Annotated in this window: 16 protein-coding genes; 13 read left to right on the top strand and 3 right to left on the bottom strand. The window is 73.1% G+C overall.

Going from position 1 to position 20,974, the window contains the following annotated elements; genetic code table 11:
- Positions 1 to 99 precede the first annotated feature (99 nt).
- Both acnA and AC0VX6_RS18345 read left to right on the top strand, forming a co-directional pair.
- Entirely contained in the window at positions 100 to 2,823 is a 2,724-nt protein-coding gene (gene acnA / locus AC0VX6_RS18350; protein WP_274973900.1) for an aconitate hydratase AcnA, read from the top strand.
- A 210-nt stretch (positions 2,824 to 3,033) separates the two neighbouring features.
- The gene (locus tag AC0VX6_RS18345; protein WP_013153883.1) at positions 3,034 to 3,465 is read left to right on the top strand and encodes an SRPBCC family protein; all 432 of its coding nucleotides are present in this window, start codon (positions 3,034 to 3,036) and stop codon (positions 3,463 to 3,465) included.
- A gap of 170 nt (positions 3,466 to 3,635) precedes the next feature.
- Here AC0VX6_RS18345 and AC0VX6_RS18340 read toward each other — a convergent pair whose 3' ends face one another.
- Both AC0VX6_RS18340 and AC0VX6_RS18335 read right to left on the bottom strand, forming a co-directional pair.
- Positions 3,636 to 3,899, bottom strand: coding sequence for a hypothetical protein (locus AC0VX6_RS18340; protein WP_274978179.1), 264 nt, complete (start codon positions 3,897 to 3,899; stop codon positions 3,636 to 3,638).
- Positions 3,900 to 4,524: 625 nt separating this feature from the next.
- Positions 4,525 to 4,776, bottom strand: coding sequence for a hypothetical protein (locus AC0VX6_RS18335; RefSeq protein WP_248771146.1), 252 nt, complete (start codon positions 4,774 to 4,776; stop codon positions 4,525 to 4,527).
- Between the two features lie 347 nt (positions 4,777 to 5,123).
- On the opposite strand from AC0VX6_RS18335, the gene AC0VX6_RS18330 reads away from it, so the two are divergent.
- The 4 genes from AC0VX6_RS18330 (at position 5,124) to AC0VX6_RS18315 (ending at position 11,758) form a co-directional block, all read left to right on the top strand.
- Positions 5,124 to 7,127, top strand: a complete 2,004-nt coding sequence (locus tag AC0VX6_RS18330) for a hypothetical protein (RefSeq protein ID WP_274973899.1) — start codon at positions 5,124 to 5,126, stop codon at positions 7,125 to 7,127.
- A complete protein-coding gene (locus AC0VX6_RS18325) occupies positions 7,117 to 8,478 on the top strand; it encodes a hypothetical protein (RefSeq protein ID WP_274973898.1) in 1,362 nt (453 codons plus the stop codon). Before AC0VX6_RS18330 ends, AC0VX6_RS18325 begins: the two co-directional genes overlap by 11 nt.
- A gap of 204 nt (positions 8,479 to 8,682) precedes the next feature.
- Positions 8,683 to 11,034 (top strand): serine/threonine protein kinase, encoded by a 2,352-nt coding sequence (locus AC0VX6_RS18320; protein ID WP_274973897.1) that lies wholly within the window; start codon positions 8,683 to 8,685, stop codon positions 11,032 to 11,034.
- Positions 11,035 to 11,341: 307 nt separating this feature from the next.
- Entirely contained in the window at positions 11,342 to 11,758 is a 417-nt protein-coding gene (locus AC0VX6_RS18315) for a potassium channel family protein (protein ID WP_475469394.1), read from the top strand.
- 15 nt (positions 11,759 to 11,773) lie between these two features.
- On the opposite strand, the gene AC0VX6_RS18310 is transcribed toward AC0VX6_RS18315, so the two are convergent.
- Entirely contained in the window at positions 11,774 to 12,382 is a 609-nt protein-coding gene (locus AC0VX6_RS18310; protein ID WP_475465383.1) for a uridine kinase family protein, read from the bottom strand.
- Between the two features lie 110 nt (positions 12,383 to 12,492).
- Here AC0VX6_RS18310 and AC0VX6_RS18305 point away from each other — a divergent pair, with 110 nt between their 5' ends.
- The 7 genes from AC0VX6_RS18305 to dxs all read left to right on the top strand — a co-directional run bounded on the left by AC0VX6_RS18305 (position 12,493) and on the right by dxs (position 20,974).
- Positions 12,493 to 13,668 carry an ROK family transcriptional regulator gene (locus AC0VX6_RS18305; RefSeq protein ID WP_274973894.1) on the top strand — a complete coding sequence of 392 codons (1,176 nt, stop codon included), beginning with the start codon at positions 12,493 to 12,495 and terminating at the stop codon, positions 13,666 to 13,668.
- A gap of 413 nt (positions 13,669 to 14,081) precedes the next feature.
- Complete coding sequence (locus AC0VX6_RS18300; RefSeq protein ID WP_475465382.1) at positions 14,082 to 15,224, top strand: ABC transporter substrate-binding protein; 1,143 nt, start codon at positions 14,082 to 14,084, stop codon at positions 15,222 to 15,224.
- Positions 15,225 to 15,312: 88 nt separating this feature from the next.
- On the top strand, positions 15,313 to 16,110 hold the full coding sequence (locus AC0VX6_RS18295) for an ATP-binding cassette domain-containing protein (RefSeq protein WP_061083475.1): 798 nt from the start codon (positions 15,313 to 15,315) through the stop codon (positions 16,108 to 16,110).
- On the top strand, positions 16,110 to 17,390 hold the full coding sequence (locus AC0VX6_RS18290) for a sugar ABC transporter permease (protein WP_274973892.1): 1,281 nt from the start codon (positions 16,110 to 16,112) through the stop codon (positions 17,388 to 17,390). Before AC0VX6_RS18295 ends, AC0VX6_RS18290 begins: the two co-directional genes overlap by 1 nt.
- A gap of 202 nt (positions 17,391 to 17,592) precedes the next feature.
- Positions 17,593 to 18,000 carry a styrene monooxygenase/indole monooxygenase family protein gene (locus AC0VX6_RS18285; RefSeq protein ID WP_475465380.1) on the top strand — a complete coding sequence of 136 codons (408 nt, stop codon included), beginning with the start codon at positions 17,593 to 17,595 and terminating at the stop codon, positions 17,998 to 18,000.
- Positions 18,001 to 18,037: 37 nt separating this feature from the next.
- A complete protein-coding gene (locus AC0VX6_RS18280) occupies positions 18,038 to 18,823 on the top strand; it encodes a TSUP family transporter (RefSeq protein ID WP_416026503.1) in 786 nt (261 codons plus the stop codon).
- Positions 18,824 to 19,045: 222 nt separating this feature from the next.
- Positions 19,046 to 20,974 carry a 1-deoxy-D-xylulose-5-phosphate synthase gene (gene dxs / locus AC0VX6_RS18275; protein WP_274973890.1) on the top strand — a complete coding sequence of 643 codons (1,929 nt, stop codon included), beginning with the start codon at positions 19,046 to 19,048 and terminating at the stop codon, positions 20,972 to 20,974.

Raw genomic sequence — 20,974 nt, 5'->3', positions numbered from 1 at the left:
GCCCCCGGCAACCGGTCAGGGCGGCCTCAGTAGGTCCCGCGTCCGCCCCATGGGGGAGGATGCTGGGAACGTAAGTGGCGAGATCAGGAGGCAGACACCGTGTCCGCGAACAGCTTCGGCGCCCGTGACACGTTGCGCGTTGGCGACGAGTCGTACGAGATCTTCCGTCTGGAGACCGTTGAGGGTTCCAGGCGGCTTCCCTACAGCCTGAAGGTGCTGCTGGAGAACCTCCTGCGCACCGAGGACGGTGCGAACGTCACCGCCGACCACATCCGGGCCCTGGGCGGCTGGGACCCCAAGGCCCAGCCCAGCCAGGAGATCCAGTTCACCCCCGCGCGGGTGATCATGCAGGACTTCACCGGCGTCCCCTGCGTCGTCGACCTCGCCACCATGCGCGAGGCCGTGCGCGACATGGGCGGCGACCCGGACAAGATCAACCCGCTCGCCCCCGCCGAGCTGGTGATCGACCACTCCGTCGTCGTCGACCTCTTCGGTCGCCCCGACGCCTTCGAGCGCAACGTCGAGATCGAGTACGAGCGCAACTACGAGCGCTACAAGTTCCTGCGCTGGGGCCAGACCGCCTTCGACGAGTTCAAGGTCGTCCCGCCCGGCACCGGCATCGTGCACCAGGCCAACATCGAGCACCTGGCGCGCGTCACCATGAGCCGGGGCGGCCAGGCCTACCCCGACACCTGCGTCGGCACCGACTCGCACACCACCATGCAGAACGGCCTGGGCATCCTGGGCTGGGGCGTGGGCGGCATCGAGGCCGAGGCCGCCATGCTCGGCCAGCCGATCTCCATGCTCATCCCGCGCGTGGTCGGCTTCAAGCTGACCGGTGAGCTCCAGCCCGGCACCACCGCCACCGACCTGGTGCTCACCATCACCGAGATGCTGCGCCAGCACGGCGTGGTCGGCAAGTTCGTCGAGTTCTACGGCGAGGGCGTGGCCTCCGTGCCGCTGGCCAACCGCGCCACCATCGGCAACATGAGCCCGGAGTTCGGCTCCACCGCCGCGATCTTCCCGATCGACGACGAGACCATCCGGTACATGAAGCTGACCGGCCGCTCCGAGCAGCAGGTGGCCCTGACCGAGGCCTACGCCAAGGCCAACGGCTTCTGGCACGACCCGGCCAACGAGCCCGAGTTCTCCGAGTACCTGGAGCTCGACCTGGCCGAGGTGGTCCCCTCCATCGCCGGGCCCAAGCGCCCGCAGGACCGCATCGCGCTGTCGGAGGCCAAGAGCACCTGGCGCCACGACGTGCGCAACTACGTCGAGGACAGCACCGACGAGGCGGGCGAGGAGTCCTTCCCGGCCTCGGACGCCCCGTCCCAGACCGCCAACGGCGCCCGTCCGCACAAGGCCGTCAAGGTCACCATGGCGGACGGCACCGAGACCGAGATCGACCACGGCGCCGTGGTGATCGCCGCGATCACCTCCTGCACCAACACCTCCAACCCCTCGGTCATGCTGGGCGCCGCCCTGCTGGCCAAGAAGGCGGTGGAGAAGGGCCTGACCCGCAAGCCGTGGGTCAAGACCTCCATGGCCCCGGGCTCCAAGGTCGTCACCGACTACTACGAGCGCTCCGGCCTGACCCCGTACCTGGACAAGCTGGGCTTCAACCTGGTCGGCTACGGCTGCACCACCTGCATCGGCAACTCCGGCCCGCTGCCGGAGGAGATCTCCCAGGCCGTCCAGGACAACGACCTGGCCGTCAGCGCGGTCCTGTCCGGCAACCGCAACTTCGAGGGCCGGATCAACCCGGACGTGAAGATGAACTACCTGGCCTCGCCGCCGCTGGTGGTCGCCTACGCGCTGGCCGGATCGCTGGACGTGGACATCACCACGGAGCCGCTGGGCCTCGACAAGGACGGCGAGCCCGTCTTCCTGGCCGACATCTGGCCCAGCGCCGAGGAGATCCAGCAGGTCATGGACTCCGCGATCGCCTCGGACATGTACGAGTCCGCGTACTCGGACGTGTTCGCCGGTGACGAGCGCTGGCGCTCGCTGCCCACCCCGACGGGCAACACCTTCGAGTGGGAGGGCGAGTCGACCTACGTCCGCAAGCCCCCCTACTTCGAGGGCATGGAGACCACCCCGGCCCCGGTCACCGACATCACCGGCGCCCGGGTGCTGGCCAAGCTGGGCGACTCGGTCACCACCGACCACATCTCCCCGGCCGGCGCCATCAAGCCGGGCACCCCCGCGGCCGAGTACCTCAAGGCCAACGGTGTGGAGCGCCGCGACTTCAACTCCTACGGTTCGCGCCGCGGCAACCACGAGGTGATGATCCGGGGCACGTTCGCCAACATCCGCCTGCGCAACCAGATCGCGCCGGGCACCGAGGGCGGCTACACCCGCGACTTCACCCAGCCCGAGGGCCCGGTGTCGTTCATCTACGACGCCGCGCGCAACTACGCCGAGCAGGGCACGCCGCTGGTGGTCCTGGGCGGCAAGGAGTACGGCTCCGGCTCCTCGCGCGACTGGGCGGCCAAGGGCACCAGCCTGCTGGGCGTGCGCGCGGTCATCACCGAGTCCTACGAGCGCATCCACCGCTCGAACCTGATCGGGATGGGCGTCCTGCCCCTCCAGTTCCCCGAGGGCCAGTCCGCCGACTCCCTCGGCCTGACCGGCGAGGAGACCTTCTCCATCACCGGCGTGACCGAGCTGAACGAGGGCGCCACCCCGGCCACGGTGAAGGTCAGCACCGACACCGGCGTGGAGTTCGACGCCGTGGTGCGCATCGACACCCCCGGTGAGGCCGACTACTACCGCAACGGCGGCATCCTGCAGTACGTGCTGCGCCAGCTGATCGCCAAGTAGGCGGGTCCGCGCGCGGGTGGACCCGTGCGCGGACGCCCTACGCGGCTTCGCGGGGCCGCCACCGTCCGAGCGACGGTGGCGGCCCCGTTCGCGTTCCCACCCTGCCGCGGAAGGTAACGAAAAGGTATAGCCATCGCGGTTTGCCCGCGTCGGCTCGGGTAGCGGCACGGGTAGGGAACGAACGCAACCTACGGCGAAGGAACCGGATCAATGTCAGAGATCATCGAGACGGTGGAGGTCGACGTCCCGGTCACCGCCGCCTACGCCCAGTGGACGCGGTTCGAGGAGTTCCCCTCCTTCATGGAGGGGGTCGACAAGGTCGTCCGCACCGGTGACGGGCACATGCTCTGGACCATCGAGATCGGCGGCCAGAAGAGGGAGTTCGAGGCCGTGGTCACCGAACAGGTCCCCGGGGAGCGGATCGCCTGGAAGACCACGGACGGCACGACCCACGCGGGGGTGGTGACCTTCCACCGCCTGTCCGACACCAGCAGCAGGATCACCCTCCAGCTCAAGACCGTCCCGGAGGGCGTGGTCGAGCAGCTCGGGGACAAGCTCGGGCTGGTCAAGACCCGCGCCAAGGGCGACATGAAGCGCTTCAAGGCCTTCGTCGAGCCCGGCCGGGAGAACCCGACCGGCTGACGCCGGGCCCTGGTCCGGAGCTGGTCCCGGTCCCCCGCAGCCGAGGAGGCCGCGGGGGACCGGTCCGTGTCCGGGGCGGACCGTCCCGGACCCCGGGGCGATCCGCCCCGCACACGCGGACTCCCGGTGCCGCCGTGCGGCGCCGGGAGTCGTCCCTCGCGTCCGGTGTGTCAGTGGCTGCCGCTGCTGACACTGGAGTGGTAGGCCCCGTGGGGACCGGCGTGCGACCAGGAGTGGTAGTACCAGCTGTGGCCGTGCCCGTGGCCGTGGCCGCTGCCGGACTTGACCACGTAGCTGTACGCCCCGTCGGAACCCGCCCCCGACCAGCTGGACGAGTAGTAGCTGTCCGCCGAGGCCAGGGCCGGAGCCCCGAGGGCCAGGACGGGTGCGGCGACGACGGTGAACGCGAAGCGGCGCAGGGTCTTCCTCTGCATGGCGGTGGGTTCCCTTCGAAGCTCGGTGCGGGGAGCGCCCGTGCGGGTGCCGTCGTCTCCGGCCGCGCCGTCGGCGCGGCGCCGGACGTCCGGCGCCACCGGACTACGTCCCTTTCGTCCTTTTTGTCTTCCTCGTTCATCCTGACGCCGGGGCAGCCCAAGAGGGAACACTGGGGACCTGCGCAAACACCAAAATCGGGATGTCGCGCCCCCGACGCGTGCGCGGCGCCGAAGGCGAGCCGGGTCGGCGGCGGCATCCGCGCGCTGGCGCGGGTTCCGCTCGGCCGGACGTGCGGGGGAGTCCCCGGGGTGCGTCCGCGAGGGGGCTCGCGGCTGCCACGGAGGGTAAATCCCGGACATCTCACCCCCACCGGGGCCCCACGTCGGCCCCCATGTGTCCGGGGCCGGCGCCCGGGCGCCGCGGGACCGGGCACCACCGGCGCGCGACCCCCGCGTGTGCGGAGGCGGGCCCGCCTCCTGGAACCCGCCGGGATTCCGGGCGGCCGCGACCCCGCATGTGCGGAGGCGGGGCGTCCGGGGCGCCGCGGCGACCGTCCCGCCCCGGACACGCGGACTCCCGGCGCCGCCGTGCGGCACCGGGAGCCTTCGTGGGAGTCTGCGACCCTTAGCCGGCGCCGCTCTCCGTGCTGGAGGAGTAGGCGCCGCCCTCGCCGGCGACGTTGAAGGACTCCTCGAACCAGGACTTGCCGTCACCGGCGAAGGCCTCGAGTTCGTAGTTGTAGGCCCCGTGGGAGTTGGCGCCGCTGGACTCCGCCTCGTAGTACGCGTCCGCCGAGGCCAGGGCCGGAGCCCCGAACGCCAGGGCGGGTGCGGCGACGGCCGTGATGGCGATGCGGCGCAGGGTCTTCTTCTGCATGACTGTGGGTTTCCCTTCGTGGCTTGGTTCGGGGAGTCCGACGCCGTGCGGGCGGTCGCGGGTCGACGCTGTCCGCGAGGCGCGGGAGCGCGTGGAACCACCGGGCGTTTTCCCCGCTTTCCAGACTGAGGCCGGACAGGCCAAGGGGGAACACCAGAAAGCTGACTAAACTCCAAAATCGGGACATTCAGCAAAAAAGCGTGTGCGGAGCGTACCGAAGCCGCCGGGTGCGGCGTCCGGATTCCCCGCAGGGCGGGCCCTCCCGGGCCTCCGGGGCCGTCCGCGTCCGCCTCCGGGGACGGGTCCCACCCCGGCTGATGTCCGTAAACCTCCGCTATGCTCACCGCATGCCCGGCCCCACCAGCCCCCTCCTCCGGCTCATGTCGGCCGTCGTCCTCCCGGCGCTGCTGATCCTCCTCCCGGTCCTCGGCGCCGCCCCCGCCTCGGCGCAGCCCGAGGCCGGGACCCGCGAGGAGCGCGTGACCCCCGCGGAGCACTACGCCGCCCTGCTCGCCGAGCAGCCCGAGGGCGCGGCCGTGGTCGTGGACGACGCCCTGGCCGGCCGCTACGACCCGGAGGAGCTGGAGGCCGACCTCCACGAATCCTTCGGCGCCCTGGGCGTGCCCTACCACGTCGTCGCCAGCCCCTTCCCCGGCACGGAACCGCAGTGGGGAGGGGACATGCTGCCCGCCCTGGCCGACCGGGTCGGCGAGGACGGCCTCTACGTCCTCCTCCAGCACGAGGGCGTTCCCCTGGCCCGGGCGGAGGGCGTGGACCTGCCGGTGGACGCCGCCGCCGACGCGGTGCGCTACGCCCCCGGGCTGGACTACTACGGCGACCCGCTCGACGAGGTCGCCGACGCCTTCGCGGCGGCCCTGGCCGACCCGGACGCGCAGGCCACGGCCGACCGGCTCCGGCAGGAGCACTCCGCCGAGCAGGACGCCTACCGCGAACCCACGGCCTGGGAGGAGTTCCTGGGCGACCTGGACCCGACGACGTCGGTCGGGCCGAGCAACCTCGGCTTCCTGGTCAGCACCGCGACCGGTGCGCTGCTCACGCTGTCCCTCTTCCACATGGGGTGGAGGCTCCGCAGGGGCGGCGGTACGGCGGCCGCGGTCACCGTCGCCGCGGTGTTCGGGCTGGCCCTGCCCGCCGCCGGTGTGGCCGGTGCCCTGTACTACCTGGACAGCGTGCCCCTGGACGCGAACGAACGCCCCGACGCCCTGGAGCGGGTCCGGTCGCAGCCGCCCTACGTGCCCTCCACCGTGCGCGTGGAACGGGTGGCGGACGGGCTCGGCGACGGCTCCCTCTACGTGGACCCCCTGAGCCAGCTGTCCCGCGAAGGGCTCGCTGACGTCGCCGAGCGCGCGGAGCGCTCCTCCGTCCCGGTGTACGCGGTCCTCCTGCCGATGGCCGACACCGACGAGAGCGAGGGCGAACCGGCCCGGTTCGCGCACGCGCTGCACCACGTCCTGGGCGAGGACGGCGTCTACGCGGTCATCACCCAGGACCCCTATGACGGGACGCACGAGACGACCGTGCTCGCCTTCGGCGCCGACCTGGAGACCTACCACCTGAACCGGGCGCTGGACGAGGGCACGGCCGTAACCCCGGCGCAGGAGCTCTCCCAGCTGCTGGAGGCGGTCGAGGAGGCTCCGCGCGACCCTCAGGCGGCTGACCCGCTGCCCCCCGAGACCTCCACGACCGTTCCCGAACCGCGGTCGGCGCGCTTCTGGGAGGACTTCTGGGCCGGGGTGCTGTTCCTGGGCCCCATCGTCGGCGGGATCCTGCTGGGCGCGGTGCTGGGAACGGCGGCCCTGGTAAGGGGTGTGCTCGGGCGGCGCCGGAGCCAGCCCTCCCCGCGCGCCCTGCGCCGCACGGCCGAGCGCGAACGCGCGCGGCTGGCCGCCCTGGTCTCCTCCGACCGGGCCGGGCGCCTCCCGGTCTCGATGATGCCCCCCGTCGAGGCGGCGCTGATGGTCATGGACGCCCACCCCGACGACCTCGACCTGGTCGGCGTGGCGGTCGTCTCCCGCAGGGCGCACGCCGCCGTGGAGGACCCCGGCTCCGCCGAGACCTCCCCGTGCATGCTCAACCCCCTGCACGGCCCCGCCGAGGCGTTCAAACGCGCCGGTCCACGGGATCGGCGGGGCCTGTTCCCGGTGTGCCGGAAGTGCGCCGACCTGACCGAACAGCAGCGCACGGCGGCCGTGCTGCGCGTGCGCGACGGCGCGGGGACGCGGCGGGACCACCTGTCGATGAACGAACGCGCGTGGGTCCAGTACCGCTTCGGGGCCAAGGACCCCGCCCGTATGGCCAAGAGGCTCCTGGAGGAGATCGATGCCCGCTGATTCCCCGCCGGCCCGGTACGCGGCGCGGGTGCTGGCCGCGTCCTGCGCCGTGCTGCTCCTGTGCCCCGCGAACGCCGCCCTGGCCCGGGACCTGGACGCACAGGACCGCACCCAGGTGGTCGCCGACGCGCTGGAGGAGTCGCCGGTCTACGTCGACCCCGCCTACGAGTCCGCCTTCCCGGCCGAGGACCAGGAGCGCGTCGCCGGGGCCATCGAGTCCTCCGGCCTGGACCTGTACGTGATCGCGGTGCCCCTGACGGGCGGCGACTCCTGGGGCGGGGACCCGGCCACGCTCGTGTCGGTCGTGCACGACCGCAGGGGAGGCGGCGAGGGGCACTACCTGGCCTACGACGAGGTGTCGGGGTACCACGGGACGGACTTCGGCCCCGGCGCCCAGGAGGCGGCCCCCGCCCACTACGGGGCCCTGACCGGCTCCTACGCCACGGACTTCGACGGCTCCATGCTCCAGCAGGCCGACGCGGCCGTGGAGGCCGCGCTGTCCGACGACCCCCGCGCGGCCTACGAGGCGGCCCTCCAGGCCTATGAGGAGGCCAATCCCCGGACCACCGACCCGGAAGCGAATTCCGACCAGGAGGCCGGCACGGGGTCTCAGCCGGCCTCGGACACGGGGTCGGGACCGCTGGTCGCGGTCGGGTCGGTGGTCGCGGTCCTGCTCGCGCTCGTGCTGGCGCTCCTCGTGCGCAACCGCCTCACCGCGCGCCGGGGCAGGCGCAGGGCGGTCTCGATCACCCAGCACGCGGCCTTCGACAACGCCGACCGCGCCCAGCTGGACTCGCTGGTCGAACAGGGCGAGCGCGACCTCATCGAAGTGGGCGAACGCCTGAGCCGCGTGGACGCGGACCCGGGGACCGGCACCAGGTCGGGCCAGAGCCTCCAGCGCGCCCTGGACGCCCGCTCCGCCGCCGCGGCGGTCCACGACCGGATGGCCGCGGAGGGCGCCGCCCTGCCTGACGCCGTGGGCGTGCTCGTACTGCTCGACATCGCCGAGGACGCGCTGGAGAACGCGGCCAAGGGCTCGCGCTCCGCCGTCCGGCGCCGCCACTGCTACGCCAACCCGCTGCACGGCACGAACACCAAGGTGACACCCTGGCGGGAGTTCGGCGGCACGCGCACCATCCGCGTCCCGCTGTGCGCCGACTGCGCCAGGGCCGTCCGCAACCGGGCGCGTCCCGTGGTCCTGCCCGCCGAGCACGAGGGGGCGCAGGTGCCCTACTACGAGGTGCCCGCCGAGGAGAGCGTGTGGGCCGCCACCGGCTACGGCACGCTCACCGACGACCTCGTCCAGCGCGTCCAGCGCGGCGACCACCGGCCCCGGGGGCGGACCCGCTGACGATCCGGACGTGACGCGGAAAGGTATTCGGACGGGCACGGGGAGAGAACGTTTCGCTCGGGTACCGCATCCGACTCCGGAGAACGGCAGTTCGGTGCCCGCCCATGTCCCCGGGTCCGGGCCGACCGAAACGTGGCTATAGTTCCCACGGGCCCGTCATGGGTCCGCCGGGGGAAGCGATGACGACGGATACGGGGTGGCCTGGTGGAGGACCAGCACGTCCAGAAGGGTGACGGCGGGGCGGGGCAGCCCTCCGGCCGTACGGCGGGGAACTACCGGCTGGTGCGGTCGCTGGGGCGCGGCGGCTTCGGCGAGGTCTTCCTCGGGGAGGACCCCGACGGCGGTCGCGCCGCGGTCAAGATCCTGCACGCCAGCTGGGCGGGGGATCCGGAGATGCGCCGCCGCTTCAGCACCGAGGTCGAGCAGGCCCGCCGGGTGAGCGGCTTCTGCATCGCCCCGATCCTGGACGCCGACCCCGGGGCCGCCGAGCCGTGGATCGCCACCGAGTTCATCGACGGCCCCACGCTTCAGCGGGCCGTGGCCGCCGAGGGCCCGCGCAGCGGCGTCGAGTTGCACCGCCTGGCCGTCTCCACGGCCACCGCGCTGGCCGCGATCCACGCGGCCGGGGTCGTGCACCGCGACCTCAAACCCGACAACATCATGCTGGCCGCGGACGGGCCGCGCGTGATCGACTTCGGCATCGCCCGCGCGGTCGAGACCACCTCGGTCACCGCCAGCGGTGTGGTGGGCACGATCGGGTACATGGCGCCCGAGCAGTTGGAGGGCATGCGGCTGACCTCGGCGGTGGACATCTTCTCCTGGGGGTCGGTGATGGTCTACGCCGCCACCGGTCACGAGGCCTTCCCCGGACCGACCCAGGCCTCCCGCATCGCCCGCATCCTGGGCGGCGAGCCCGACCTCGGCCCCCTCACCGAACCTCTGGCCGGGATCGTCCGCTCCTGCCTGGACAAGGACCCCGACCGCCGCCCCGACGCCACCACGCTGCTCAACCTGCTGATCTCCGCGCCCGCCGAAGGCACGGCCGCGCGCCCGGCGACGGGCGGCGGCACCCGGGTCCTGCCCCCGGCCGACGCGCGCACCCCGTGGGAGAGCGGCCCCACCCGGGTCGCCCCCGGCGAGCACCCGCGGGCCCACGCCGCGCGCGTGGCCCCTCCGGCCCCGGTGGACCCCACCCGGGTCGCCCCCGGCGACGCCCCGAGGGCGGACGCGACCCGCGCCTACACACAGACGGCGTCGGGCGCCGCCTCGGCCGGTCTGGCGCCGCCGTCCGCGCCGCCGTCCGCGCCGCCGTACTCCACGACCCCGCCGCCCCACCCCCCGGCGTCCGGAGCGGGTACGGCCAGCGGCCCCCACACCCCGCCGTCCTACTCCCGGGCGTTCGAGACGGGTGCGGTGAGCGGCCCCCACACCCCGCTCCACCGGACGGGCGTGCCCCCGTACCACTTCCACGGCATCCGCTTCACCGACCCGGGCGACCTGGCCGAGGCCATGCAGCAGAACTGGAGCGCGGCCGTCCAGGTCTTCAGTGACCCGGCCGAACGGGCGGCCCTGGGCGCCTGGCTCGTCGACGACCTCGGCGACACCGTGGTGGACCGGTCCCTGTTCCGGGGGCACGTCAACAACGACGCCAACCTGGCGCTGGCCTCGTTCGTCTCGCAGCTGCGCCCCGACCTGCCGCCGATCTTCCGCGGCCGGGGCGCCACCGTGGCCGAACTGGGCGAGATGTTCGACGACCCGCGCCCCCTGCTCACCGGCGCGCCCAAGGCCAACGAGATGGTCCTGATGGCCCGCCCGGGCGTGCTCAGGACCATGGGCGCCCATCACGGCGCCGACTCCGCCGACCTCATGCGGCTCGCCGACCACCTCGACGAGGCCGAGCGGGCCGCCAACGCCTTCCAGGAACAGCTCACCGGCGAGCTGGAGGGCTGGCGCGCGGCCCGCGTCAACGTGAGCGCCGCCCTCATCCTGGCCTTCCTGCTGCGCCCCGAGCGCCTGGTGCCCCCCGGCGACGGCGGGGACACGGGCCTGGGGGAGTGGGTGTCGATCCTGTGGAGCCGCGTCGAGAGCGCGCCGGTGCCCGTCAGCGCCGGGTACGCGGCCGTGGTCTACGGCGCCCTGTCGACCATGCGGTCGCTGGCCGAGCAGCGCCGGAGCTGGGAGACCCGGCACAACAAGGTCAGCACCGACCACGCCGACCTGCGCCGCGGGGTCAGGCTCCAGGAGCGCCTGCTCCTGGGCCTGCGGATCTGCCGGTTCGCCATCTTCGCCATCCCCGCCGCTCTGCTCGCCGGGCTGGCGACGGGCAACGGGGTGGAGGGGCCCGCGGGCCTGCTCATGTCGGTGGGCCTGCTCGGCCTGGTCGGGGCGATCGCCCTGGAGGTGACCGTGCGGGTCGTCTCCGGCGGCGTGGCCCGGCGCAACCAGCGCTCCCAGGAGCTCAACGGCGCGGCGGCGCAGCTGCCGCAGCTGACGTCGGGTGTCGCCCGCATCCAGGGCGACCTGCGCAGGGCCAGGGAGATCTGCGGGCGGGGCTGACCCGCGCCGCGCGGACCGCGCCCGGGTCCGGCGCGGCCTCCGCCGCCCGGCGGAGCGGCCGTGCCAGAGTGGGGACCGTGCGCAGAGCAGGAGGCGGTCCGGGGCGTCCCGTGCGCCTGGGTGCGTTCCTGGGGTTCGTGGTCCTGCTCCAGTTCGGATACCCGGTCACCCTCCACGGCCCCGTCTGGACGGGGCTCTACCTGGTCGCCTACGTGGGAGTGGTGCTTTCCGGCGTCGTGCTGGTGCGCGGGGCGCACGACCGGATCGCCCCCACCGCCGCCACGGGCGCGGCGCTGCGCTGGTGTCGATGTTCGCGGCGGGGGCGGCCTTCCAGCTCGCGCTCATGTACTCCCTGCTGCGGTTCGTCTACCGCCGGAGCCGGACCCACGAGCTGGAGATCGTCCTGGCGGCGGTATGCGTCTACCTGCTGCTCGGCGGCCTGTTCACCACGGTGTTCGGCGCCCTGGAGAGCCTGTGGCCCGGGAGCTTCGCCGACTCCGCGCACCCCGGGGGCCGGGTCACCTGGCAGCAGTTCGTCTACTTCTCCTACGTCACGCTGGCCACCACGGGCTACGGCGACGTCGTGCCGGTCTCGGCGTGGGCGCGCTCGCTGTCCGCGGCCGAGGGCGTCGTGGGCACGCTGTTCCTGACCACGGTCGTGGCCCGCCTCGTCGGCGCCTTCGCCGGCATCCGCCGGGAGGACGGCCGCGCGGTCGCCGGTTGACCGGCCCGGCGCCGGTCACCGGGCGGGGTTGGCGACCACCACGTCGGCGTGCTCCCGGGGGCGGTCGCGCCGGTGGAACGCCTCCTCCTGCTCCTCCCACGTCCGCCGGTGCGGCGCGTAGACGGACGCGTCCCACCGGCCGTCCAACCGCCGCGCGCGCTCGTCGTCGGGAGCCTCCACCCACACCAGCAGGTCCAGCAGGCCGCGCACGGCGGCGGCCCCGGAGCCGCCGCCCTCCACCACGAGGACCCCGCCCGCCGCCACGCCGCCGGGCAGCTCCGTCCACTCCCGCGCGAACGCCCCCCGCTCCCAGTCGTAGCGCCGCCAGGCCGCCCGCTCCCCGCGCGCGAGCGGGGCCAGGACCCGCTCGCGCAGCAGCTCCGAGCCCTCCTCCAGGCCCCGCCAGCCCGGATAGAGGTCCTCCATGGTCAGCACGGCGGCGGCCTCGCCCCGCCGGACCAGGGCCGCGCGCAGCGCGTCGGCCACCGTGCTCTTGCCCGCGCCCGAGCGGCCCTCGACCGCCACGGCGCGCGTCCGGCCCGGGGCACGGGCCGACGGCGGCACCGCCCCGGCCAGGAGGTCGGCCCACCCGGACCCGGCGGTGCTGATGCGTGCTCTGCTCACCTTCGGACCCTAACGCGGCGGATGTGAAGTTCCAGCTTGCGTTCATTGCTTGTAGCATTCCTCGCAACAGCGCCGAAACGCGGCCACGAAAGCAGGGAGAGGGGCACCTGGTGACCGAGGCCGCCGCGACACCGGGATCACAGTCGGCCCTGCGCCGGGCCAACGAGCGGCGGGTCGTGGACGTGCTGCGCAGCGAGGGCACCCGCACCCAGGCGGAGCTGGCCCGCGCCACCGGCCTGTCCGCGGCCAGCGTCTCCAACATCGTCCGCGGCCTGCGCGCCGCCGGGACGGTCCTGGTGCGCGACACCTCCTCCAACGGCCGCCGGGCCAAGGCGATCACCCTCGTGCGCCAGCCCGGCGCGGTCGTGGCCGTGGACTTCAGCGCCGACAGCGTCCGCGTCGCGGTGGGCGACAGCGACGGCAACATGCTGGCCCGCGAGGAGATCGGCTACGACGTGGCCTCCGACGCCGAGCGCGGGGTGCGCCGCGCCGCCTGGCTGGCCGAGACCATCCTGCTGCGCAGCCGGGTCGACCGGGGCACCGTGTCCTCGGTGGTGGCCTCCATCCCGGGGCCGATCGACCCCGGCACCGGCGAGGTCGGCGGCATCTCCTGCCTGACCCGCTGGGCGGGTTTTCGCCCCGCCAAGGCGCTGACCGAGCGGCTGGGCCTGGAGGTGCTGGCCGAGAACGACGCCAACCTCGCGGTCCTGGCCGAACAGCACCGGGGAGCGGGCGTGGGCGCCGAGCACGTGGTCCACCTGGTCATCAACGACGGCGTGGGCGCGGGCATCATGATGTCGGGCCGGCTCTTCCGCGGCGCGGGCGGCACGGCCGGGGAGATCGGGCACATCGCGCTGGACCCACGCGGGCACGTGTGCCGCTGCGGCAACCGGGGCTGCCTGGAGACCTTCGTCGGCGCGGGCTACCTGCTGGACATGCTGCCGCAGAACACCGACGTGGCCCGCGGCCCCGACCCCGTCCGCATCCCGGACATGGTGGCCGCGGCGCTGGAGGGCGACCCCGGCAGCCGCCGCATCATCGCCGAGGCGGGCACCGCGCTGGGCCAGGGCACCGCGATCGTGGCCAACCTGTTCAACCCGGACCGGGTCATCGTGGGCGGGGACCTGGCGCGGGCCGGTGACCTGCTGCTGGACCCGATGCGCCGGTCGATGGAGCTGGGTTCGCTGAGCAGCGCCCTGGAGCGGCTCGAACTGGTGCCGAGCGCGCTGGGCAGGGACGCCTCGCTGTACGGGGCGCTGCGCATGGCCGCCCAACAGGCGAATTGAACAGTCCGAAACCCGGTTTCCCGTACCACCGGTGACGCGGAGGTGCCGCGCGATCGCGCCGCGTTCACGTGACGGGGGAGCGCGGGCCCCCGGAGCGGCCCGCAGCAGGTCGGACGGCGGGCGGGTCCTTCGCTGAACGGAGTCCGCACGTAGGCTGACGAGGCGGCGAACACCGAGGTCAGTGCCGGAACGGGCCGCCGCTCGGTAAAAACCGAAACTCCTTCACGTGAGCTCACACGTCCAGAACCCCGCTCTGGCCTGGGTTTTCCGTGATTTCACGCTCTGAACGCAAGGCCCGTGATGTTTCAGTTATGTGTTCAGGAGTTGACGGCAAGGTGGCGGCGGGGTTTGACTTCACTCCACCACTCGCGAGTTCCACCACCCGTATCCCCCGTCATGAGAGGTACCCAGCGTTGAACGCACGACGCTTCACACCGCGGTACACGTCCGCCGGCTTCGCCGCCGCGGGAGCCGCTCTCGCCCTCCTCGTCTCCGGTTGTGGCTCGCTCACGACCACCGGCGGCGAGGCCGAGCAGGAGACCCACACCGTGGAGGAGGGCTTCCACGTCGGACTGCTCCTGCCCGACCTCCACACGGCTCGCTACGAGGCCTTCGACCGCCCCTTCTTCGAGGAGGCGATGGGCGAGCTGTGCCCCAACTGCGAGATCTCCTACGCCAACGCGGACCAGTCCGTGAGCGAGCAGCAGACCCAGGCCCAGGCCATGCTGACCGACGGTGTGGACGTGCTCGTCCTCGACCCGGTGGACGCCGCGGCCGCGGCCGGGACGGTCAACGAGGCCAAGTCCCAGGGCGTGCCCGTGATCGCCTACGACCGCCTCGCCGAGGGCGGAGCGGACATGTACGTCTCCTTCGACAACAACCGCGTCGGCCAGGTCCAGGCCGAGTCGCTGCTGGAGGCCCTGGAGGAGGAGGGCACCACCGGTGACGGCTCGATCGTCGTCATGCACGGCTCGCCCACCGACCCCAACGCCGCCAGCTTCAAGGCCGGGGCCATGGGGGTCCTGGAGGACCAGATCGAGATCGGCCAGGAGTTCGACACCCCCGAGTGGTCGCCGGACGAGGCCAACGCCCAGATGGAGGGCGCCATCACCTCCCTGGGCCTGGACGAGATCACCGGCGTCTACGCCGCCAACGACGGCATCGCCTCCGGCGTCATCTCCGCCCTGCGCAGCGCGGGCGTGAGCGTGGAGGACCTGCCCCCGGTGACCGGCCAGGACGCCGAGCTCGCGGGCATCCAGCGCATCATCGCCGGTGAGCAGTACATGACCGTCTACAAGGCGATCAAGCCCGAGGCCCAGGTGGCCGCCGCCATGGCCGTCGGCCTGGCCACCGGCGAGGACCCCGAGCTCGGCGAGCACACGCTCACCGAGGTCGAGGACGGAGGCGGCGAGACCGTCCCCGCCGTCCTGCTGGAGCCGATCGCGGTCACCGCGGAGAACGTCGGCGACACGGTCGTCTCGGACGGGATCTACAGCATCGAGGAGATCTGCACCGACGACTACGCCGACACGGACTTCTGCCAGGAAGCCCTGTAGAGCCGGTGCGGACGTTCCGGGCCCGGAACGGCGGGGCGCCCCGCCGCCCCGCCGTCCCCGGCCAGGGCGAGAGAAGAGAAGCGAACGCATGAGCACACCAGTCCTGGAACTGTCCGGGATCTCCAAGACCTTCGGTGCCGTCCGGGCCCTGAGCGACGTCGACTTCCACGTCGGCGAGGGCGAGGTCGTCGCCCTGCTCGGTGACAACGGCGCCGGCAAGTCCACGCTGGTCAAGGTCATCTCCGGAGCGCACCCCGCCGACAGCGGCGGTGCCATCACCTGGGACGGCAAGCCGGTCAGCATCAACGCCCCCTCCGACGCCCAGCGCCTGGGGATCGCCACCATCTACCAGGACCTCGCCCTGTGCGACAACCTGGACATCGTCGGCAACCTCTTCCTGGGCAACGAGAAACTGCACTTCCCGGGCACCCTCGACGAGGTCGAGATGGAGGGCCGGGCCATGGAGCTGCTGGACTCTCTGTCCGTGCGCATCCCCAGCCTGCGCGTCCCGGTGGCCTCCCTCTCCGGCGGCCAGCGCCAGATCATCGCCATCGCCCGCTCCCTGCTGGGCAAGCCGCGCGTGGTGATGCTCGACGAGCCCACCGCCGCCCTGGGCGTCGCGCAGACCGCCCAGGTCCTCGACCTCATCGAGCGCCTGCGCGACCAGGGCCTGGGGGTGCTGCTGATCAGCCACAACATGGCCGACGTACGCGCGGTGGCCGACCGCGCCGTGGTCCTGCGCCTGGGCCGCAACGCCGGGAACTTCCCCGTCGCCGAGACCAGCTACGAGGAGATCGTGGCCGCCATCACCGGTGCCGCCGACAACCCGGTCAGCCGCCGCTCCGAGCGCACCGGCGCCTCGGCCCTGGCCACGGAGGACAAGTGATGACCCAGCAGACCCCCGTCTCCAAGGCGCCCGCCACGGGTGCGGGCGGCTCCGCCGAGTCCAAGCGCGACCCGCGCCTGCTGACCACGGCGGCCTCGCCCAAGGGCTGGCTCGACGCCCTGCGCCGCAACCTGCGCGGCGGCGAACTGGGCCCGATCCCCGTGGTCGTCGGCCTGATCCTCATCGCCGTCGTCTTCCAGTCGGCCAACGACCGGTTCCTGTCGCCGCAGAACCTGTCCAACCTGACCGTGCAGATCGCCGCCATCGGCCTGATGACCACCGGCGTCATCATGGTCCTGCTGCTCGGCGAGATCGACCTGTCCATCGGCTCGGTCGCCGGACTGGCCGCCGCGGTCCTGGGCGTGCTGGCCGTCAAACAGGGCGTCTCGGAGTGGATCGCGATCGGCGCGGCCCTGGCCGTCGGCCTCGTGGTGGGCCTGCTCCACGGCGTCGTCTTCGCCAAACTCGGGGTACCGGCCTTCGTGGTCACCCTCGCCGGACTGCTGGGCTGGCAGGGCCTGCACCTGTACCTGATGGGCGCCGACGGCACCATCAACACCAGCCCGAGCGGGCCGATCTCGCTGCTGACGCAGACCTTCTTCGTCCCGGTGGTGGGCTGGGCGCTCGCCGTCCTGGCCGTCGTCCTGTACGTGGTCTCCGTGGCGGCGGTGGAGCGGCGCAGGCGCCAGGCCAACCTGCCCTACAAGCCCTGGACCGAGATCCTCTTCCGGGCGGCCCTGCTGTTCGTGCCGATCCTGGTCGCCGTGTGGGTGCTCAACCAGTACAAGGGCGTGCCGCTGGCCTTCCTGATCTTCGTGGGCTTCGTGGTCGTGCTCGACCTGGTCCTGCGCAAGACCCGCTACGGCCGCATGGTCTACGCCGTCGGCGGCAACGCCGAGGCGGCGCGCCGCGCCGGCATCAACGTGGACATGATCCGCATCTCGGTGTTCGGGATCGCCTCCGCCCTGGCCGCCCTGGGCGGGATCATGCTGACCTCGCGCAACTTCGCGGCGAGCGTGGCCACCGGCGGCGGCGAGGAGCTGATGATGGCCATCGCCGCCGCGGTCATCGGCGGCACCAGCCTCTTCGGCGGGCGCGGCAACGCCTACTCCGCCCTGCTGGGCGGCCTGGTCCTGGGCGCGATCACCTCCGGCCTGCTGCTGCTCCAGATGGACACCTCGGTCCGGTTCATGATCACCGCCGCCGTCCTGCTGATCGCGGTCATCCTGGACTCCGTCTCCCGCCGGGGACGCAAGACCCACGCCAGGGGAGGCGCCTGACCCGGCACGGCCGCGCGAGCCATCCCCGGGCGGCGGACGGCGCCCACTCCCCGCCGTCCCCGCCCCCTCCCGCCCGGTCCGGCGCCCCAGGCGCCGGGCCGGGCCCTCGTGCCGACCCCTCCTCCGGTGTTCCCGCGCGCGGGGCGAGGGCCCCGGAACCGAGGGTGCTGAACGGCCTCCCGGGGGCGCTGCTAGCTTCGCGGTGAAGACCACCGAGCCGCGCCACGGGGCGCGTCCGCCGTGCCTTGCCGTCATGGTCGAGGCGGTGCCCGGCGGCCCCCTGGACCGGCGGCTTCCCCCCGACGCCTCCGGCGAGGAGGTCCTCGCGGGCTTGCTGGACGTGCTGTACCGCGAGGCGCCCTGGGAGTACGAGCGCCTGGCCGGCCAGGTGACCGCGTGGAGCGGGGTCCTGCTCACCGCCCCGCCGCATCTGGAGGAGCTGTACCGCCTCGCCGCGCGCCACCAGGAGACGGCCGACCGCTTCGCCAACTGCTTCAGCGACCCCGGCGACCTCATCGGGTGGTTCCTGCACCCCGAACGGGCCCTGGCCTACGTGGACGGCGTCCGGCGCGCCGAACCCGCGCGGTCGTCCCATCTCCCTACCTCCTGAACCCGGTCGGGACGGTGGGGATGTAGCGTCGCACGCCGTGCCCGTAGAACTCTCCGCCGCATCCTTCCTGGCCCCCAGCGGCCACGGCCTGCTCGCCCCCACCGACGTGGCGGCGTTCGTCGCCGCCGCGGTGGTCGCCGTCTTCGTCGGGGCCGCGGTGCAGAGCACCGTCGGCCTCGGCCTCGGGCTGGTCGCCGCGCCCGTCCTGTCCTTCCTGGACCCCACCCTCGTGCCGGGTGCGCTCCTGGTCGCCGTGATCGCCCTGCCCGGACTCACGCTCCTCCAGGAGTGGCGGCACGTGGACTGGCGCGGCCTCGCATGGGGGCTGCCCGCGCGCCTGCCCGGAACCGCCCTGGGCGTGTGGGTGGTGGCCGCCCTGGAGCCCCGCGCGCTTGCGGGCGCGGTCGGGGCGATGGTGCTGGTGGCCGTCGCCCTCTCGCTCTGGTCCCTGCGGGTGCGCATCACCCCCGTCTCGCTCGTGGCGGCCGGGACCCTGTCCGGCCTCACCGGCACCGCCACCACGATCGGCGGCCCGCCCATGGCGCTGCTCTACCAGTACGAGGAGCCCGCCCGGGTCCGCGCCACCCTGGCCGCGTTCTTCCTCCTGGGCGGCGCGGTCTCGCTGGCGGCCCTGGCCCTGGGCGGCCAGATGGACGCCCGGACCGCCGCGGTCGGGGCCTGCGCGGTCCCCTTCGTGGTCGCGGGCTTCTTCGCCGGGACCGCGCTGCGCCGCCGCGTCGACGCCGGGCGGCTGCGCGCGGCCCTGCTGGCGGTCGTGGCGGCCTCCGCGCTGGGACTGCTCGCCCGGGCCTTCCTGGGATGACTCGCGGACACCGCGCCGGGGGCCGGGTAATGTACGCGAAAACCCGGTAACCGGACGGCGTAGGCGTTCCATGGGCCGCTCCCGCGCGGGGTTGGGTAGGACCCGTGGACGTACGCCCATAAACTCGGGTATGCATACCTGCCGGTAGCCAGGCCCGGCCCACGTCAGGGGCACGGAACGGCAAACTCAACGGACACGCGGGACGAGGGGACTGACGAGACAGTGGCACTGTTCGAGTCGATACACAATCCGGAAGCGCTCAAGAGGCTTCCGGCCGACCAGCTCCCTGCGCTGGCACAGGAGATCCGGGACTTCCTGGTCGACTCCTGCTCCCAGACCGGCGGGCACCTGGGCCCCAGCCTCGGCGTCGTCGAGCTGACCATCGCGCTGCACCGGGTCTTCGAATCCCCGAAGGACCCCATCATCTTCGACACCGGGCACCAGGCCTACGCGCACAAGGTGCTCACCGGCCGCCACGACTTCACCAACCTCAAGTCCGAGGGCGGCCTGTCCGGGTACCCCTCCCGCGCCGAGTCCGAGCACGACTTCGTCGAGAACTCCCACGCCTCCACCGCGCTGTCCTACGCCGACGGCATGGCCAAGGCCAACGAGGTGCGGGGCCGCAGGGACCGCACCGTGGTCGCCGTCATCGGCGACGGCGCCCTCACCGGCGGCATGGCCTGGGAGGCGCTCAACAACATCGCCGAGCGCCGGGACCGGCGCCTGGTCATCGTGGTCAACGACAACGGCCGCTCCTACTCGCCCACCATGGGCGGTCTGGCCGACCACCTCGCCTCCCTGCGCATGGCCCCCGGCTACGAGCAGGCCCTGGACCTGGCCAAGACCACCCTCAACCGCACGCCCGTGGTCGGCCAGCCCCTCTACGAGGCGCTGCACGGCATCAAGAAGGGCCTCAAGGACGCCATCCAGCCGCAGATGATGTTCGAGGACCTGGGCCTGAAGTACCTCGGTCCCATCGACGGCCACGACGAGCAGGCCCTGGAGAAGGCGCTGCGCCGCGCCCGCGACTTCGGCGGCCCGGCGATCGTCCACTGCATCACCCAGAAGGGCAAGGGCTACGCCCCGGCCGAGAACCACGACGAGGACCAGTTCCACGCCCCCGGCCCCTTCGACGTGGCCACCGGCCAGGCCAAGCCCGGCCCCAAGGCCGTCAAGTGGACCTCGGTCTTCGCCGACACCATGGTGGAGATCGGCGCCGAGCGCCCCGACGTGGTGGCCATCACCGCCGCCATGCTCCACCCCACCGGCCTCAACAAGTTCGCCGAGGCCTACCCCGAGCGCACCTTCGACGTGGGCATCGCCGAGCAGCACGCCGCCACCGCGGCCACCGGCATGGCCATGAACGGCCTGCACCCGGTCGTGGCCGTCTACGCCACCTTCCTCAACCGCTGTTTCGACCAGGTGCTCATGGACGCCGCCCTGCACCGCCAGGGCGTCACCTTCTGCCTGGACCGCGCCGGGATCACCGGCAACGACGGCGCCAGCCACAACGGCATGTGGGACATGTCCATCCTCCAGGTGGTCCCGGGCCTGCGCCTGGCCGCGCCCCGTGACGCCGAGCGCCTGCGCGCCCTGGTGCGCGAGGCCGTCGCGGTCGAGGACGCGCCCACCGTCGTGCGCTACCCCAAGGGCGCGGTCGCCGAGCAGTTGGACGCCGTGGGCAAGGTCGGCTCCATGGACCTGCTCCGCCGCGCCGCCGACGGCGGCAACTCCAAGGACCTGCTCATCGTGGGCGTGGGCACCATGGCCCAGGTCGCCTGCGAGGTCGCCGACCGGATGGCCGCCCAGGGGCTGGGCGTCACCGTCGTCGACCCCCTGTGGGTCAAGCCGCTGGACGAGGCCCTGGTCGCCGAGGCCGCCGAGCACAGCGTCGTCGCGGTCATCGAGGACAACGGCCGCACCGGCGCGGTCGGCGACGCCGTGGCCCGCCTGCTGCGCGACCACGACGTGGACGTGCCGGTGCGCACGTTCGGCATCGCGCAGGAGTTCCTGGACCACGCCAAGCGCGACGACATCCTGCGCGAGCAGGGCCTGACCCCCCAGGAGCTGTCCCGCAGTCTCACCGAGACGGTCTCCCGGCACACCGACGGCGCCAAGTCCGCCGGCGAACTGGCCGACGAGACCGCCTGA

Source organism: Nocardiopsis sp. iso_25 (assembly GCF_056173305.1).
The sequence above is the reverse complement of the archived record's forward strand: the minus strand, read 5'-3'. Positions and strand labels throughout refer to the sequence as shown.

Excerpts from the sequence above, each read along its gene's own strand:
- AC0VX6_RS18325 (WP_274973898.1), top strand. The coding sequence starts at position 7,117 with ATGCCCGCTGATTCCCCGCCGGCCCGGTACGCGGCGCGGGTGCTGGCC.
- AC0VX6_RS18315 (WP_475469394.1), top strand. The coding sequence starts at position 11,342 with ATGTTCGCGGCGGGGGCGGCCTTCCAGCTCGCGCTCATGTACTCCCTG.
- AC0VX6_RS18345 (WP_013153883.1), top strand. The coding sequence starts at position 3,034 with ATGTCAGAGATCATCGAGACGGTGGAGGTCGACGTCCCGGTCACCGCC.
- AC0VX6_RS18330 (WP_274973899.1), top strand. The coding sequence starts at position 5,124 with ATGCCCGGCCCCACCAGCCCCCTCCTCCGGCTCATGTCGGCCGTCGTC.
- AC0VX6_RS18340 (WP_274978179.1), bottom strand. The coding sequence starts at position 3,899 with ATGCAGAGGAAGACCCTGCGCCGCTTCGCGTTCACCGTCGTCGCCGCA.
- AC0VX6_RS18290 (WP_274973892.1), top strand. The coding sequence starts at position 16,110 with ATGACCCAGCAGACCCCCGTCTCCAAGGCGCCCGCCACGGGTGCGGGC.
- AC0VX6_RS18335 (WP_248771146.1), bottom strand. The coding sequence starts at position 4,776 with ATGCAGAAGAAGACCCTGCGCCGCATCGCCATCACGGCCGTCGCCGCA.
- AC0VX6_RS18295 (WP_061083475.1), top strand. The coding sequence starts at position 15,313 with ATGAGCACACCAGTCCTGGAACTGTCCGGGATCTCCAAGACCTTCGGT.